The sequence below is a fragment of the Exiguobacterium sp. s39 genome (assembly GCF_018618925.1).
GTDB classification, from domain to species: domain Bacteria; phylum Bacillota; class Bacilli; order Exiguobacteriales; family Exiguobacteriaceae; genus Exiguobacterium_A; species Exiguobacterium_A abrahamii.
The window spans coordinates 1,700,646-1,715,595 of record NZ_JACSNA010000001.1 but is presented as its reverse complement, the minus strand read 5'-3'; the positions used below and the strand labels follow the sequence as shown (position 1 = coordinate 1,715,595).

The window sequence follows — 14,950 nt, the reverse complement described above, 5'->3', positions numbered from 1 at the left end:
GAAGTCTTGCTATTAAAATGTTCCCTTGTGAAATAAAAAATAAACAAATTCCAAAAATATTTTTTACGATACAAGAAAAGTGTGTTATTATAAGTTGATGAATTTAGTTAGGGAGTGTATACATTATGGCAAACTTTGAAAAAGACCAAGTCGTTACTGGTAAAGTAACTGGTATTCAAAACTTCGGTGCTTTCGTAGCACTTGACGAGCAAACACAAGGTCTCGTCCACATCTCAGAAATCTCACACGATTACGTAAAAGACATCAACGATTACGTAAAAGTTGGCGATGAAGTAACTGTTAAAGTTCTCGACATCGACGAAGCTAACAAAAAAATGAAGCTTTCGATCAAAGCAACTCAGGAAGCTCCAAAACGTGAAGCACGCGCGAAAGGTCCACGCAAAAACGCTGGACGTCGCGATGCAGGTCCTGCTTTCAAACAAGAAGAAGCACCTGGATTCAACGTTCTTAAAGGTAAATTGGAAGAATGGATTGAAAAATCAAACTTCCAAAAATAAGCCACATGAGAGAATCGACATCGGTCGGTTCTCTTTTTTTTATGCGATTTTTACACAGAATAAGCATTAAATTAGATGCGAAAGGGGAATGTGTGGATAATGTAAGGTGTTCATTACTTATTGAGGAGGCAACACAGATGGAAAACTTTGAATATCGCAATCCAACGAAACTTATTTTTGGTGACGGACAAGTCAGCCAACTGAAACCACAACTCGAAGCACTCGGTGCAAAGAAAGTCATGCTCGTCTTCGGTGGCGGCAGTATTAAACGGAACGGCGTCTATGATGATGTCACACGTGAACTCAACGCGGCAGGAATCGAGTACGTCGAATGCGACGGTGTCGAACCGAACCCGCGTATCGAGACAGCAGAGCGCGGTATCAAAATCGCACGTGAAGCAGGCGTTGACGCATTGCTTGCACTCGGTGGCGGTTCTGTCATCGACTGCACGAAATTGATCGCTGCTGGTATTCCTTATGAAGGCGAAGCGTGGGATCTCGTCATCGGCAAAGCAACACCAGAGACAGTCATCCCATTCGGAACAGTCTTGACGCTTGCAGCAACAGGTTCTGAGATGAACGCTGGATCCGTCATCACGAACTGGAAGACACAAGAGAAATACGGTTGGGGTAGCCCGCTTACGTTCCCAACATTCTCGATCCTTGATCCGAAGTACACAGTCAGTGTGCCAAAAGATCAAACAATCTACGGTATCGTCGATATGATGAGCCACTGCCTCGAGCAATACTTCCACCCTGCGCATGCACCGGTCCAAGAACGGATGACAGAAGGTGTCATGAAAGCAGTCGTCGAAGCAGCACCAAAACTCGTCAACGATCTCGAGAACGTTGAACTTCGTGGCACGATTCTCTTCGCTGGTACGATGGCACTCAACGGTGTCCTTCAAATGGGCGCACGTGGAGACTGGGCATCACACAACATCGAACATGCGGTCTCAGCTGTTCACGATATCCCGCACGCAGGTGGACTTGCGATCCTCTTCCCGAACTGGATGCGCCACGTGCTTGACGAATCAAATGCACATCGTTTCGTGACACTCGGTGAGAACGTCTTTAACGTTGATACGGAAGGTAAATCAGAGATGGAAGCGGCACACGCTACAATCGATGCAATCAGTGCTTTCTGGACATCACTCGGTGCACCGAATCGTCTCGCTGATTATGACATCAAAGAAGATACAGTTGACGCAATCGTCAAGTCAGCAATGACACGCGGCGACTTCGGAAACTTCAAATCACTCGGAAACGAAGATGTTCGTCAAATCGTGACAGCTGCCCTATAACAATCTGTAACATTTGCTACTCATTTCACAAAAGACTTGAACGACCTTCCTTCTTGCGTTTTAATGAAAAGGAAGGTCGCATTTCGTTGCGAATGAATAAGGAGGACGATGGCATGTCAACAGTACGTTTTGATTATTCGAAAGCCCTACAATTCGTAGGTCAACATGAAGTAGATCATATGGCGGAAACGGTAAAGACGCTTCACCATGCGATTCATGCAGGAACAGGCGCAGGAAGTGATTTCTTAGGATGGGTGGATCTTCCGACGAACTACGATCAAGCGGAGTTTGCACGCATTCAAGCGTCTGCAGAAAAAATCAAGTCGGATTCTGATGTGTTGTTAGTCGTCGGAATCGGCGGTTCATATCTCGGAGCGCGTGCTGCGATCGAGATGCTCGGACACTCATTCCATAACTTGTTATCAAAAGAAGATCGCAAAGCACCACAAATCATCTATGCAGGACATAATATCTCATCGACGTATCTGCACGATTTATTCGAAGTCCTCGAAGGAAAAGATGTATCGGTCAACATCATCTCGAAATCGGGTACGACGACAGAACCAGCAATTTCGTTCCGTCTCTTGAAATCGTTCATGGAAGAGAAATACGGTAAAGCAGAAGCAAAACACCGGATTTATGCAACGACGGATAAAGCGCGTGGTGCATTAAAAACACTCGCAGACTCTGAAGGATATGAAACATTCGTCATTCCGGACGATGTCGGCGGTCGTTTCTCTGTTTTGACACCGGTTGGTCTATTACCAATCGCAGCAGCTGGTATTTCAATTGAAGAGTTGATGCAAGGTGCCCGTGACGCGCAAGAGCGCTATGCGAGCGAAAACCTAGCTGACAACGAAGCGTATCAATACGCGGTCGTACGAAATGCGCTCTATGCGAAAGGGAAGACGATCGAGCTTCTCGTCAACTACGAACCAGCACTTCATTATGTATCGGAGTGGTGGAAACAATTATACGGCGAGTCAGAAGGAAAAGACTTCAAAGGAATCTTCCCAGCAGCAGTCGACTTCTCGACGGATCTCCACTCGATGGGACAATACGTCCAAGAAGGTCGTCGTGACCTGTTCGAGACAGTCATCAAAGTCGGTCAAGCGCGTCATGCGTTGACTGTTGAAGAAGACGCTCAGGATCTCGATGGATTGAACTTCCTTGCAGGGAAGTCGATTCAATTCGTCAACGATAAAGCAGCAGAAGGTACGTTGCTTGCGCACACGGACGGACAAGTACCGAACTTGACAGTCGAACTTCCAGAGATGACACCGTATCACCTCGGATTCCTGTTCTACTTCTTCGAAAAAGCTTGTGCGATGAGTGGTTACCTCCTCGGAGTGAACCCATTCGATCAGCCAGGCGTTGAAGCGTACAAGAAAAACATGTTCGCTCTTCTTGGTAAACCAGGATTCGAAGCAGAAAAAGCAGAACTCGAAGCACGTTTGAAGTAATGTAAAATGACAGTCGATCGTTCCCTAGTGGAACATCGGCTGTTTTTTTGCTTTTACCGGATGATAGTAGGCTATCATTTTCCAGATTTACAGGTAATCCTAGCGTTTTCACTTTTAGAATACCCGTGAAACAGGTAAAGTGAAGTTAGAAGAAGAAATGAGGTGCACGTACGTGATTACATTCTTGGATTACTATCAAAATCAAGTGGAGTTAAGTTTTGATGACCATCCGTTCTCGGATCGTCCCTTGCACGTGTGGGTCATTGCCGTGTACGAAGGAAAATGGTTGCTGACCCATCATAAGCAGCGGGGGTATGAATTTCCTGGTGGAAAGGTTGAACCAGGGGAAACGGCAGAAGAAGCCGCACGTCGCGAAGTGATGGAAGAGACGGGTGGGAAAATCGATTCTCTCTCATATGTCGGACAGTATCGTGTTGCTGGAAAAGGTGATACGATCATCAAAAACATCTATTTCGCGCAAATCGGATCATTGTCGTCTCATCTTGCTGTGGATGAAACAGATGGTGCTTTTCTATTCGAGGAACTCCCTGATCGTCTCGATACGAATCGACAATACAGCTTTATGATGAAGGACCGTGTCCTTCCGGAGACACTCCGTGTACTTAGCGAACGCCGATTGGTTTGAACTTCCGCGGCAAGGTCCGTTTCGGACGTTTCGGATGTTTTATACCACAGCGGACGGAGAACGGGTCGGTGCCTATATCGTACTCCCGCAAGTTGCGAACGGTCAGGGGATTCTCTACTTGCGTGGTGGAACGCGTTCGATCGGAATGGTCCGACCGACTCGACTGCTCGCGTTCGCACAGGCAGGCTTTTTTGTCATGGCACCTTTCTATCGAGGGAATCTAGGCGGTACGGGAAAAGAAGACTTTGGACATCACGATATCGAAGACGCCTGCAGTGCCTTTGACTGGTTGCAGCAACGTGTCTCACATGTTCACGCATTTGGATTTTCACGTGGTGGACAGATGGCGTTGCTCCTTGCGCATCACCGTCCAGTCGCCCGAACGGTGTCCTGGGCAGGGGTGACGGAGTTGACGTGGACGTATGACGAACAGAAGACGATGCAGAAGATGCTGCGACGATACACGGGAGGTACACCTGATACGGTTCCTGATGCATACGCGGTTCGCTCGCCGCTCCATGTCGCACCTCAAGGTGAAGTATTGTTGATTCACGGTGCATACGATGAAAACGTTCGCTTACGACACGCAACCGCTTATGCTGCACGTCATCCTGAGCATACGACGCTTCAGACTTATGCCTATGCCCATCAATTTCCGATTCATGACAAGTTGCGTGTGACGCGGAATGTGTTGAATTGGTTTGAGACTGGTATCTATAATCGATGATTTAGCCGGTACGATGAATGTCGTATCGGTTTTTTTGTCATCTGAAGAATTGAACTTACATACATAATGGGAAAAAAAGAATATTGATTCGTTGTAAAAAACAATAAACTTCCTGAAAAATAAATTTTGATATAATTAGAACCATATGAGTAATGTAGAGGGGGATGGAGGACGATGGATATCTTACTAGCACGTCAACCCATCGTTGACCGAATCGGAGCAGTTGATGCATTCGAGTTGCTGTATCGTTCCGTCAAACAAATGAATGTATTCGACGGTGATCTAGCGACAATGGATGTTTTAACGAATACACTCGTTCATATGGGTGTAGAGCATGTCGCTGAAGGTAAAAAACTTTTCGTCAACTTTACAGCGGATCTCTTGAAAAGTGATCTGATTCACTATTTAGATCCAAAACGGTTCGTTATCGAAATTTTAGAAACTGTTGATATCGATACAGAGATGTTATCTGTGTTGCACAGTTGGAAAGAAGCAGGTTTTACACTAGCACTCGATGATTTTGTGACCGATTTACTTCGTCAACATGGAACAGAATTATTCGCGCTAATTGATTTAATTAAAATCGACATCGAGGCGATTTCTCCTCGCGAGCAAAGTGCGATCCTGCATATCGTCCGGCGTAATTATCCCCATATCAAGATGCTTGCCGAACGAGTCGAGACACATGAAGATCACACACGTTGTCTTGAAATGGGATATGACTGGTTCCAAGGCTATTTTTATGCTAAGCCGATGTTGATGAAGGGAAAAGCTGTCCCTCCTCAATTGCCGGTATTGCTGAAGATGCTAAAATGGCTCGATACGGATGAAAAATACGATGAAGTCATTGATGAGATTGAAGCAAATCCGTATATCAGCATTCAAGTACTGCAACTGATCAATTCTCCAGGAATGGGATTACGAAATACAGTCAGCTCTGTTCGTCAAGCCATTTCACTACTTGGCTTCTCGCAACTCAAAAGCTGGATTTCGTTAATCGTCTTGCGTGAGATGAAGCTTGCTAGTCCTTACGAATGGTCAAATGAGTTACTCCGGTCTTCTTTACATTGTGCTAAGCTTTGCGAGCTATTTGCAAAAGAAACACGCACGTTGAAGTCAGAGAGTGCCTACATGATCGGATTGCTGTCACATATTGATGCGTTATTGTCTGTGGATATCGACGACATCATTGGTCAATTACCAATCGAAGATTCCTTGAAGGTTGTCCTACAAGGAAAAGATCATCCATTCCGGGATTGTTTAGTGCTTGTGATCAGTGCAGATCGCGGTGATTTTGATCAGTTCGAACTACTCAGTCAACGTTTAGGTGTCTCACTTCCACGAGCCTATGCGCTACTAGCAGAAAGTCAGGAATGGCTTAAACAAAAAGAAACACATCTTCAAGAAAGAACGGATTCTATCCTATAAAAAAAGAGCCCGAAGGCTCTTTTTTTATAGGCGTGGACCAGCTGACTTGATCGCATCCGTCGCACTTTCGAAGCGAAGGAAATTATGTTGGAATTTCTCAGCAAGCGACCGCGCTTGTGTGTCGTATTCGTCCGGATTCGACCAGACGCGTACTGGATTGAGTAACTCGCTTGGAACACCTGGAACTTCCAGTGGCATATGAAGTCCGAAAATCGGGTGCTCTTCTGTTGGAATCGTTGCGAGTGTACCGTTGACGGCAGCGTTGACCATCGTCCGTGTATAGGATAGCTTCATGCGGCTACCTGTTCCGTAAGCACCACCTGTCCAGCCTGTGTTGACGAGATAAACAGTGACACCATGACGATCAATCAATTCGCCCAGCATCGTCGCATATTTTTCAGGCATCAGTGGAAGGAATGGTGAACCGAAGCATGTTGAGAACGTTGCTTCCGGTTCCGTGACCCCACGTTCTGTTCCAGCGAGTTTTGATGTATATCCTGATAGGAAGTGATACATCGCTTGTTCTTTCGTCAATTTACTGATCGGAGGCAAGACACCGTACGCATCAGCCGTCAAGAAGACGATCGTCTTCGGGTGACCAGCACGTGACGGAACAGCGATATTATCGATTGCAGTGATCGGATAAGCAGCACGCGTATTTTCCGTCAACGATGTGTCATCGTAATCAGGGTGACGGGCTTCGTCGAGCACGACGTTTTCAAGGACGGTTCCGAAACGGATCGCGTCAAAGATTTGCGGTTCTTTTTCGCGTGATAAGTTAACGGTCTTTGCATAACATCCACCTTCGATGTTGAAGACACCGTCGTGCGACCAACCATGCTCATCGTCGCCGATCAATTGACGGCTATCGTCTGCTGAGAGGGTGGTCTTACCAGTACCGGATAGACCGAAGAACAAGGCGACGTCGCCTTCGTGTCCGACGTTTGCCGAGCAGTGCATCGAAAGGACATTTTCTTGTGGCAAGAGATAGTTCATGACGGAAAAGATTGATTTTTTGATTTCTCCCGCGTATTCCGTTCCACCGATCAAGACGATCCGGTGTTCGAACGACATCGCGATGAACGTCTCAGAGTTCGTTCCGTCAACGGCAGGATCTGCTTTGAAATGTGGCGCATAGACGACCGTGAACGGTTCGAAGGCAGCCACTTCAGGATACTCGCGTAAAAAAAGTTGTTTGGCAAACAGGTTATGCCAAGCGTATTGTGTGAGCACACGGACCGGAAGGGTGAAGTGCGTATCTGCTCCAGCAGCAGCTTCTGTGTAGTAGAGCTGATCGGCTTCGTTCATGTAACGAAGAACCTTTTGCAACAATTGTTCAAATTTGTCTCCATCCATTGGTTGGTTGACATGACCCCAATCAATGTGAGACTCGCAGGAAGAATCACGGACGATGAACTTATCTTTTGGTGAACGACCTGTAAATTTCCCCGTTTCTACAGATAATGCGCCGTTCTCAGCAAGGACACCTTCTTCGTTTCGAATCGCATGTTCGACAAGTTCAGCAACAGATAGTTGTTTGAACACATGCTCTTTCTTGAGTAGTTCTTCGATATTCAGGACCGTCATCGGCATCCTGACCCCACCTTTCCCCTACGTTGGTTTTGGCTCACTGTATTTAGTATGACACATTTATTATATATGACATACTAAAGAGAGAGCAATCATTTTCTGGTGCTGATTTCTATTTATCTGGAAACGCTTTCAGCATTAACAGTTTAACATCTCTTTCAAAAAGTTTCGACTAGAATTTGAAACCTTGCTTGACAGAGTAGGTACAACTTTATATCATGTAATTCGTAACGGATACTCTTATTCTGAGCAGGTGGAGGGAACAAGGCCCGAAGAAACCCGGCAACCGTCCTACATTAATTCACATATTAATGAGGGAAAAGGTGCTCTCCTGAAGCGAAGTAAACACTTCGAACGATAAGAGGGTAAAGGAAGAACGCACAACCTTTCCCTGACCATTTTTTGGACTTGGAAAGGTTTTTTTCATTTTACCGTCCCACTCAACTAGGGGAAATGAGTACACCGTCAAATTCTTTTTTGGGAGGGTCATACATGACAAACCTTAATCGCCGACTATTCACGTCGGAGTCAGTCACTGAAGGTCATCCAGATAAAATCTGTGACCAAATTTCGGATTCAATTCTTGATGCAATCCTCGCGGCGGATCCAAACGCGCGTGTTGCGGCAGAAACTTCTGTTACAACAGGTCTCGTTCTCGTTGCAGGTGAGATCACGACATCGACTTACGTCGACATTCCAAAAGTCGTTCGTGAAACGATTCGTGAAATCGGTTATACACGCGCGAAATACGGTTTCGACGCTGACACGTGTGCTGTATTGACATCAATCGATGAGCAATCAGCAGACATCGCTCTTGGTGTCGACCAAGCGCTTGAAGCACGTGAAGGTAGCATGTCTGATGCAGAAATCGATGCAATCGGTGCAGGAGACCAAGGTCTCATGTTCGGTTATGCAACGAAAGAAACACCAGAACTCATGCCACTTCCAATCTCGCTCTCACACCGTCTCGCACGCCGTTTGGCAGAAGTGCGTAAAAACGGTCAACTCGACTACCTTCGTCCAGACGGAAAAACACAAGTCACGGTCGAATACAACGAGAACAACGAGCCAGTTCGTGTCGATACGATCGTCATCTCGACACAACATGCAGAAGAAGTCACGCTTGAGCAAATCCAAGCTGACTTGAAAGAACACGTCATCACACCGGTTATCCCGGCTGAATACATCGACGCAGCAACGAAATTCTTCATCAACCCAACTGGTCGTTTCGTCATTGGCGGACCACAAGGAGATGCTGGATTAACTGGTCGTAAGATCATCGTTGATACGTATGGTGGATACGCACGCCACGGCGGTGGAGCATTCTCAGGTAAAGATCCAACAAAAGTCGACCGTTCAGCTGCATACGCAGCACGTTACGTCGCGAAGAACCTCGTTGCTGCAGGTCTTGCAGACAAAGCAGAAGTTCAACTCGCGTACGCAATCGGTGTCGCGCACCCAGTATCAATCGCGGTTGATACATTCGGTACAGGAAAACTTCCTGAAGCGCAACTCGTCGAATTGGTTGCTGAAAACTTCGATCTTCGTCCGGCTGGAATCATCAACATGCTTGATCTCCGTCGTCCGATCTATCGTCAAACAGCTGCATACGGTCACTTCGGTCGTACAGATGTTGAGCTTCCATGGGAGCAAACAGATAAAGCAGCAGTTCTTGAAGAACAAGCAAAACGTTTCGCATAATCAAAAAGTCCGAAAACCCTACGCGGGTTTTCGGACTTTTTTGTTTCCGTGGAACTTTGCAGGAAACGAATGTTTTTTCTAGAAGAGGGTAAAAGTACATGAGTCGATTCGTATGAATACAAAGGGGGGTTCCGATTATGGAAATACGCGAAGCTATTCCAGCTGATGCAGGACGTATTCATGACATTGCCGTCACATCTTGGTTGGATACGTATGCAGAAATCTATTCCGAACGTTCGAAAGCGCATTTCGTGCAGGAGGCGTATCCGCAAGAAGAAGTCGTTCGTGCGATCCGGACGGCGGAAGAAGCACGGGGAGAGTATTTTTATGTCGGAATCATCGATGAGGAAATCGTCGGTTTCATTCATGCTGTTGATGTTGAGGGAACGTGGGAGATCATTCGTCTGTACGTCTTGCCGAAATATCAGCAAAACGGAATCGGACGACGGCTGATCCGTGAACTCGAACGACAAGGAGCCGTCCCACTCGAAGTATACGTGGAGGCACGTAACTATAAAGCACGTCAGTTCTTAACCTCATTCGGTTTTGAAGAACTCAGTGAGATGACGGAAGAAGTCTTTGGGCAAGTAGAATCTGTCATTCGTCTTCGCCATGTCGCCTCATGAAATCCGTCTTGGGACGGTTTCGTGTGCGTTTGAAATAAGGTATCGTAAAAAGGAAGTATGAAGTGAAGAGGTGAGTTTGTGGTTGAACAACCAACAGGAATCATCGTATTAGTTTATCCGTTACAACTGCGTGCCCGTCCGAGTGAAGCCTTGATTCGGGTACTCGAACGAGAGTATGAAGTATTACTTGTCGACGCACCACGTCGCATCTCGTTTGAAGAGCATGGTCAACTGTTAAAAGAAGCATTACGTGAAGCCGGGAAACGCAAGCTACCGATTCATATCGTCGCCTGTAGCATGGGCGCACTCGTCGTCAATCGTCTGTTGCAAGAATATGAATTACCGGTCGCAAGCCTTGCGTTCATTTCACCGTTATTTGATTGGCATCCTTCGAAACAACTCGGAGGCGTCAAACAAGTCTTCGCGAGTGCATTTGATCGTTTCCGGCCCGATGCGCCACTCGGTACGTTGCCGTTTGGTCAAAGTACGGAAGATACCGTTCGCATCGGTGAACTGACCTATGCACAGTACCGGGAAATCGAAGAAGAGATCGTCGTACATGACGAGGAACGAAAAAAACTGCCGCGTGTGAACTTGGCTTGTTTTTATGCACCAGACGATCAGTTCGCAGACGTCAAGTTGACGCTTGAAGTATGCCGGAAAATGGGTGGCGATCAGATTTACTTACAACGTCTACACGGTTTTCCGCATTTTAGTTTCGAACGGTTGAACACTCGGTTTGCAGAAAAATTAATGTTGTTCTTTAAGCTTGTTGAAGAATGAAATAATAAAAGTGATGCCTCTAAAAAAGGGCATCACTTTTTTGTGTCCCATCATCCGCGTACTTTTTTCTCGATCGCGATGATGAACGGGGGATGATTTTGTTGATTCAAGAAACGGTACTGGAGAACGGCATAATCTTGCTGATCAAGGGCTGTGACGTAATCGAGGACAGCGTCGCGTTCACGTTTTCCTTCCAGGTGACCGTGATAGACGACGAGGACGACAAGACCGCCGGGAGCGAGGACCGGGAGGAGGGCATCGAGTGCTTCGAGCGTCTCTTCTCCTGTCGTCGTGATTGATTTGTCGCTTCCAGGCAGGTAGCCGAGATTGAAGACACCGGCGCGGACAGGACGTTGTTCGTCCGAAAGACGGGCACCGACATGGATGTGGCTTTCATGATAAAGGTCGACGCGTGCTAACATTCCGGCTTCGTCGAGACGTCGCGTCGATTCCTCGATGGCTTGTGCCTGGACGTCGAACGCAAGGACTCGACCTTCTGGACCGACGCGTTCTGCTAAAAACTGTGTATCATGTCCATTTCCAGCAGTCATATCGACGACGCAGTCTCCGGGTTCGATAACGGACTCGAGTAATTGTTTCGTATAAGGTAGTACACGGGCAAGTGACATGGCATAGACTCCTGTTCCTATGGTCTGTTTTTCTAGTAATGGTTCAGTATGTGCAAGATTCTTTCTGCATTATATCATTTTTTGATTCGTTGACGAAAAGCGAAGTGGCTTGACAGTTAGGGGACGGATTGCGTAAAGTGGCAAGGTTGAGAATGAAATAGGAGGACCACAGGTATGCCAAAATTACCAAAAGCGGTCTGGATCCTCGTCCTTGCGATGGCCATCAATACGACGGGATCCTCTTTTTTATGGCCGTTTAATACATTATATATTCATGAATATTTAGGAGAGTCGATGACAAAAGCAGGGATGGCATTGTTCGTCAACTCGGCCTTAGCAATCGTCGGAAACTACTTAGGTGGAAAAGCGTTTGACCGTCTCGGTGGCAAGAAGACGCTTGTCATCAGTGTCATCGGACTTGTCCTGTCTTCCGTCGGCTTGTTGCTGTTTCATCAGACGTACCTCGGATACGTCGCGATGCTTGGATTGATTGGATTCGTCGGTGGGATGGTTTTTCCGACGATCTACGCGATGACGGGTGTCATCTGGCCGGAAGGCGGGCGCCGTGCCTTTAATGCGATCTATGTCGCACAAAACGTCGGTGTAGCGCTCGGGACAGCAGTCAGTGGTCAAATCGCTGCCTTTTCGATTCAGTACATCTTCATCGCCAATCTCGTCCTCTACATCGCCTTTGCCATCATTTTGTTCGTTGGTTTGTCCTGGATTCAGGCACCGACGCGGATGCATGCGGCGCATGACGAGATCGAAACGACACGCACACCCCTTGCACGCGGTGCGGCACGGACGATGTTGCTCGTCTCGATTGGTTATGCCTTACTTTGGTTCGTTTATGTGCAATGGCAAGGAACCTTTGCCGTACACACGAAATCGCTCGGTGTCACGATTTCCGAGTACTCGATTCTTTGGACGATCAACGGAGCACTCATCGTGTTCGCACAACCTTTACTAACACCAATTCTTCGTTGGTTTGGAGATGACTTAAAGCGACAATTGATGACCGGTACAGGAATCTTCCTCTTGTCTTATCTGATCGTTCCGTTCGCAGGCGGCTTCAAGATGTTCCTCGTCGCGATGATCATCCTGACGATTGGTGAGATGTTCATCTGGCCAGCAGTTCCTGCTATGGCAGCGAGACTCGCGCCGATCGGAAAAGAAGGAGAATTCCAAGGGTACGTCAATATTGCTGCTTCAGCGGGGCGGATGATCAGTCCGACCGTTGGAGGGTTGATCTACGATGTATCAGGTATGTCAGCGGTCTTCTTGACATTAATTGGATTGATTCTGTTAGCGGGCGTCGTCTTCCTTCGTGCTATTCCAAAAATCACATCATGAGCATCATCTGTAAGACAGCGGACATTATGACCGCTGTCTTTTGTTACGTCATTCGTTCGAAAATCATAAAATAAACATTTAATAATATGGAATATTTCGGCAAAGAAACGGGTACTTTCTAATCAAGAACTTGAAAAAGAAAGGTCATATGAACGTTGCTTCTTTTTGACTGGAGGTGCACGAATGGAAAGGTGTCAATTCATCACAGATGCCGCAACTTGGACGACACACGTACAGCAACAGCCTCTTGATATCTTCTACAGTCACCAATATGTCACGCTCAACGCTAGACCGTCTGAGCAAGCGGTGCTATTCCGTTATGAAGGTGATGCAGGAACACTGTTCTATCCCTTTTTGAAGCGCCGAATTTTTGATACGCCTTATTCAGATCTCATCACGCCGTATGGCTATGGTGGACCGGAAATCATCGGTCAACTGACCGCGACTGAAATGCAGCATGCACGTCTATTGTTTGAAAGGTGGGCAAAGCGAGAAGCGATTGTCTCGGAAATGATTCGCTTTAATCCATTGACGGGTAATGAACGCTTCATGCGGGATTGGACGAAAGTCTCCTTCATCCGTCATACGACGAGTATCGATTTACGCCCTTCAATAGAAGACATCATGCAGACATTTCATAAGAAGACGAGAAGTATGATTCGCAAATCGCTTGCCTCTCCTTTAACCGTTAGAACAGGAACACGAGACGACCTACCTGTCTTTGTAGCGTTGTATCATGAAACGATGGACCGGAAGAATGCTTCGGCTCATTACTATTTTACGGACAGTTATTTTGAACAATTATTTGAAGCAAATCCACTCTGTGAGCCATTGTTACTGATTGCGGAAATCGACGGAGAACCTGTTGGTGGATACTTCGTATTGCTCGGAAAAGAATATGCCCACGGTCATTTGATTGGTTGTAAGCGGGACGAAGCGAAGATGTTCCCGAATCAGCGACTCGAGTACGAAGCGATTCTTCAGACGAAAGCACGCGGTCTCGTCGAACAACATCTCGGGGGTGGATATCAAGAACGGGATAGTCTCTTTGAGAGTAAATGCCGTTACACCGGGTATCGTTTATTTGAGTATCATCAAGGAAAATCCATTCTTCAACCAGCCATATACGATCAGTTATGTGTACGATACGGGTCAGATGCTGATTCGGATTATTTTCCAGCTTACCGACAAACTAGTGTCCAAATGGCGACAAGTTAAACAGTAACTAAATGAAGAAGGCGAAACGACTACATCGTGTAGTCGTTTTTTTGATATGCTGAAATCATGATAGATCATTAAGGGGGATGTGTCTTGAAAAAACGAGGTCTTATTTTTGATATGGATGGGGTCATTTTAGATAGTGAAATTCGCTACTTCGAGGTCCATCAGCAGATGTTCAAAACGTTATCGATTCCGCTCGATCCAGTTCAGTATGCGACGTTCATGGGAAAAACAGGTGATGAGATGTGGGAAGAGCTTGTCGCCCAGCATCAGCTAAAAGAAACAGCTAGTGCGTTACTAGAAGAAGAACATCGGTTGTTTCAAATTCATGCAAAACCGGAGGAATGTGGTTTAAAAGAGGGAGTCAAACAAGTCATCGAGCAAGCGGCGTCTCTTGGTTACGATATCGGGATTGCCTCCTCGAGTTCGCTTCAAAAAATCGAACGCGTCATCCGTCATTATGAGCTTCCAATCACGCATTACGTCAGTGGAGAAGAAGTCGTGCGTTCAAAGCCTGATCCTGCGATTTTTCATCTTGCAGCATCACGAATCGGGCACGCGCCTGAAGATTGTCTCGTCATTGAAGACGCTGCAAACGGGATGAGCGGCGCAAAAGCAGCAGGCATGGAAGTGATTGCGCTTCTCGATGATCGGATGCCGATGCAACGTCTAGAACAAGCGGATCATGTAGCACGATCGCATGCAGAAATCGAGGAAATTTTACGGAAGCGTTGACGCTTGAGGAAGAAACAGATTACACTAGGAAAAGATAGTCAATTGCATGGAACTGAAGTAGTAGGGGAAAGGTGCCGTCAAGAGAGCTGGTGGAAGGTGCGAACCAGTCGGTAACAACCGTGAACTCGTCAGGGAGCACGATTCGTGAAGTCGTAGTAGCGAATCCGGTCTTTCACACCGTTATCCGTGAATCAAGCGGTCTGTCATAGACAGACAACGTGGGTGG

At 46.7% G+C, this 14,950-nt stretch carries 14 protein-coding genes, 1 riboswitch and 1 other annotated feature (1 of these 16 running past the window's edge); of the genes, 12 read left to right on the top strand and 2 right to left on the bottom strand.

The genetic code is table 11. The features are described 5' to 3' along the window. The first annotated feature begins 125 nt into the window (after positions 1–125). The 6 genes from yugI to KNQ11_RS08945 all read left to right on the top strand — a co-directional run bounded on the left by yugI (position 126) and on the right by KNQ11_RS08945 (position 6,086). Positions 126–518: a S1 domain-containing post-transcriptional regulator GSP13 gene (gene yugI, locus KNQ11_RS08970; RefSeq protein WP_012371159.1), complete on the top strand. Its 393-nt coding sequence runs from the start codon at positions 126–128 to the stop codon at positions 516–518. A 137-nt stretch (positions 519–655) separates the two neighbouring features. Continuing rightward, a complete protein-coding gene (locus tag KNQ11_RS08965; protein ID WP_050678634.1) occupies positions 656–1,822 on the top strand; it encodes an iron-containing alcohol dehydrogenase in 1,167 nt (388 codons plus the stop codon). A gap of 113 nt (positions 1,823–1,935) precedes the next feature. Further along, positions 1,936–3,285, top strand: a complete 1,350-nt coding sequence (locus tag KNQ11_RS08960) for a glucose-6-phosphate isomerase (RefSeq protein ID WP_050678632.1) — start codon at positions 1,936–1,938, stop codon at positions 3,283–3,285. 172 nt (positions 3,286–3,457) lie between these two features. Next, the gene (gene ytkD, locus KNQ11_RS08955) at positions 3,458–3,931 is read left to right on the top strand and encodes an RNA deprotection pyrophosphohydrolase (protein WP_047393467.1); all 474 of its coding nucleotides are present in this window, start codon (positions 3,458–3,460) and stop codon (positions 3,929–3,931) included. Next, positions 3,903–4,658 (top strand): alpha/beta hydrolase family protein, encoded by a 756-nt coding sequence (locus KNQ11_RS08950; protein WP_214771177.1) that lies wholly within the window; start codon positions 3,903–3,905, stop codon positions 4,656–4,658. The genes ytkD and KNQ11_RS08950 overlap by 29 nt, the downstream gene beginning before the upstream one ends. A gap of 174 nt (positions 4,659–4,832) precedes the next feature. Beyond that, entirely contained in the window at positions 4,833–6,086 is a 1,254-nt protein-coding gene (locus KNQ11_RS08945) for an EAL and HDOD domain-containing protein (RefSeq protein ID WP_149427742.1), read from the top strand. 24 nt (positions 6,087–6,110) lie between these two features. Here KNQ11_RS08945 and pckA read toward each other — a convergent pair whose 3' ends face one another. Beyond that, on the bottom strand, positions 6,111–7,679 hold the full coding sequence (gene pckA, locus KNQ11_RS08940; RefSeq protein ID WP_195864591.1) for a phosphoenolpyruvate carboxykinase (ATP): 1,569 nt from the start codon (positions 7,677–7,679) through the stop codon (positions 6,111–6,113). A 234-nt stretch (positions 7,680–7,913) separates the two neighbouring features. Further along, positions 7,914–8,040: riboswitch (SAM riboswitch) on the top strand. A gap of 128 nt (positions 8,041–8,168) precedes the next feature. Here pckA and metK point away from each other — a divergent pair. From metK to KNQ11_RS08925, 3 genes are all read left to right on the top strand, one after another. Further along, entirely contained in the window at positions 8,169–9,377 is a 1,209-nt protein-coding gene (gene metK / locus KNQ11_RS08935) for a methionine adenosyltransferase (protein ID WP_023469108.1), read from the top strand. Positions 9,378–9,514: 137 nt separating this feature from the next. Then, positions 9,515–10,003, top strand: a complete 489-nt coding sequence (locus tag KNQ11_RS08930; protein ID WP_023469107.1) for a GNAT family N-acetyltransferase — start codon at positions 9,515–9,517, stop codon at positions 10,001–10,003. Between the two features lie 78 nt (positions 10,004–10,081). Continuing rightward, positions 10,082–10,786, top strand: a complete 705-nt coding sequence (locus KNQ11_RS08925; protein WP_035396459.1) for a serine aminopeptidase domain-containing protein — start codon at positions 10,082–10,084, stop codon at positions 10,784–10,786. 50 nt (positions 10,787–10,836) lie between these two features. Here the strand turns inward: KNQ11_RS08925 and mnmM are convergent, their stop codons facing one another. Further along, entirely contained in the window at positions 10,837–11,436 is a 600-nt protein-coding gene (gene mnmM / locus KNQ11_RS08920; protein WP_255343803.1) for a tRNA 5-(aminomethyl)-2-thiouridylate-methyltransferase MnmM, read from the bottom strand. 153 nt (positions 11,437–11,589) lie between these two features. On the opposite strand from mnmM, the gene KNQ11_RS08915 reads away from it, so the two are divergent. From KNQ11_RS08915 to KNQ11_RS08905, 3 genes are all read left to right on the top strand, one after another. Next, positions 11,590–12,768, top strand: coding sequence for an MDR family MFS transporter (locus tag KNQ11_RS08915; RefSeq protein WP_214771174.1), 1,179 nt, complete (start codon positions 11,590–11,592; stop codon positions 12,766–12,768). Between the two features lie 183 nt (positions 12,769–12,951). Further along, entirely contained in the window at positions 12,952–13,986 is a 1,035-nt protein-coding gene (locus tag KNQ11_RS08910; RefSeq protein ID WP_214771170.1) for a peptidoglycan bridge formation glycyltransferase FemA/FemB family protein, read from the top strand. 93 nt (positions 13,987–14,079) lie between these two features. Next, entirely contained in the window at positions 14,080–14,724 is a 645-nt protein-coding gene (locus KNQ11_RS08905) for an HAD family hydrolase (RefSeq protein ID WP_214771167.1), read from the top strand. A gap of 38 nt (positions 14,725–14,762) precedes the next feature. Next, positions 14,763–14,950 (top strand) — a binding site (T-box leader) (it continues 35 nt past the right edge of the window).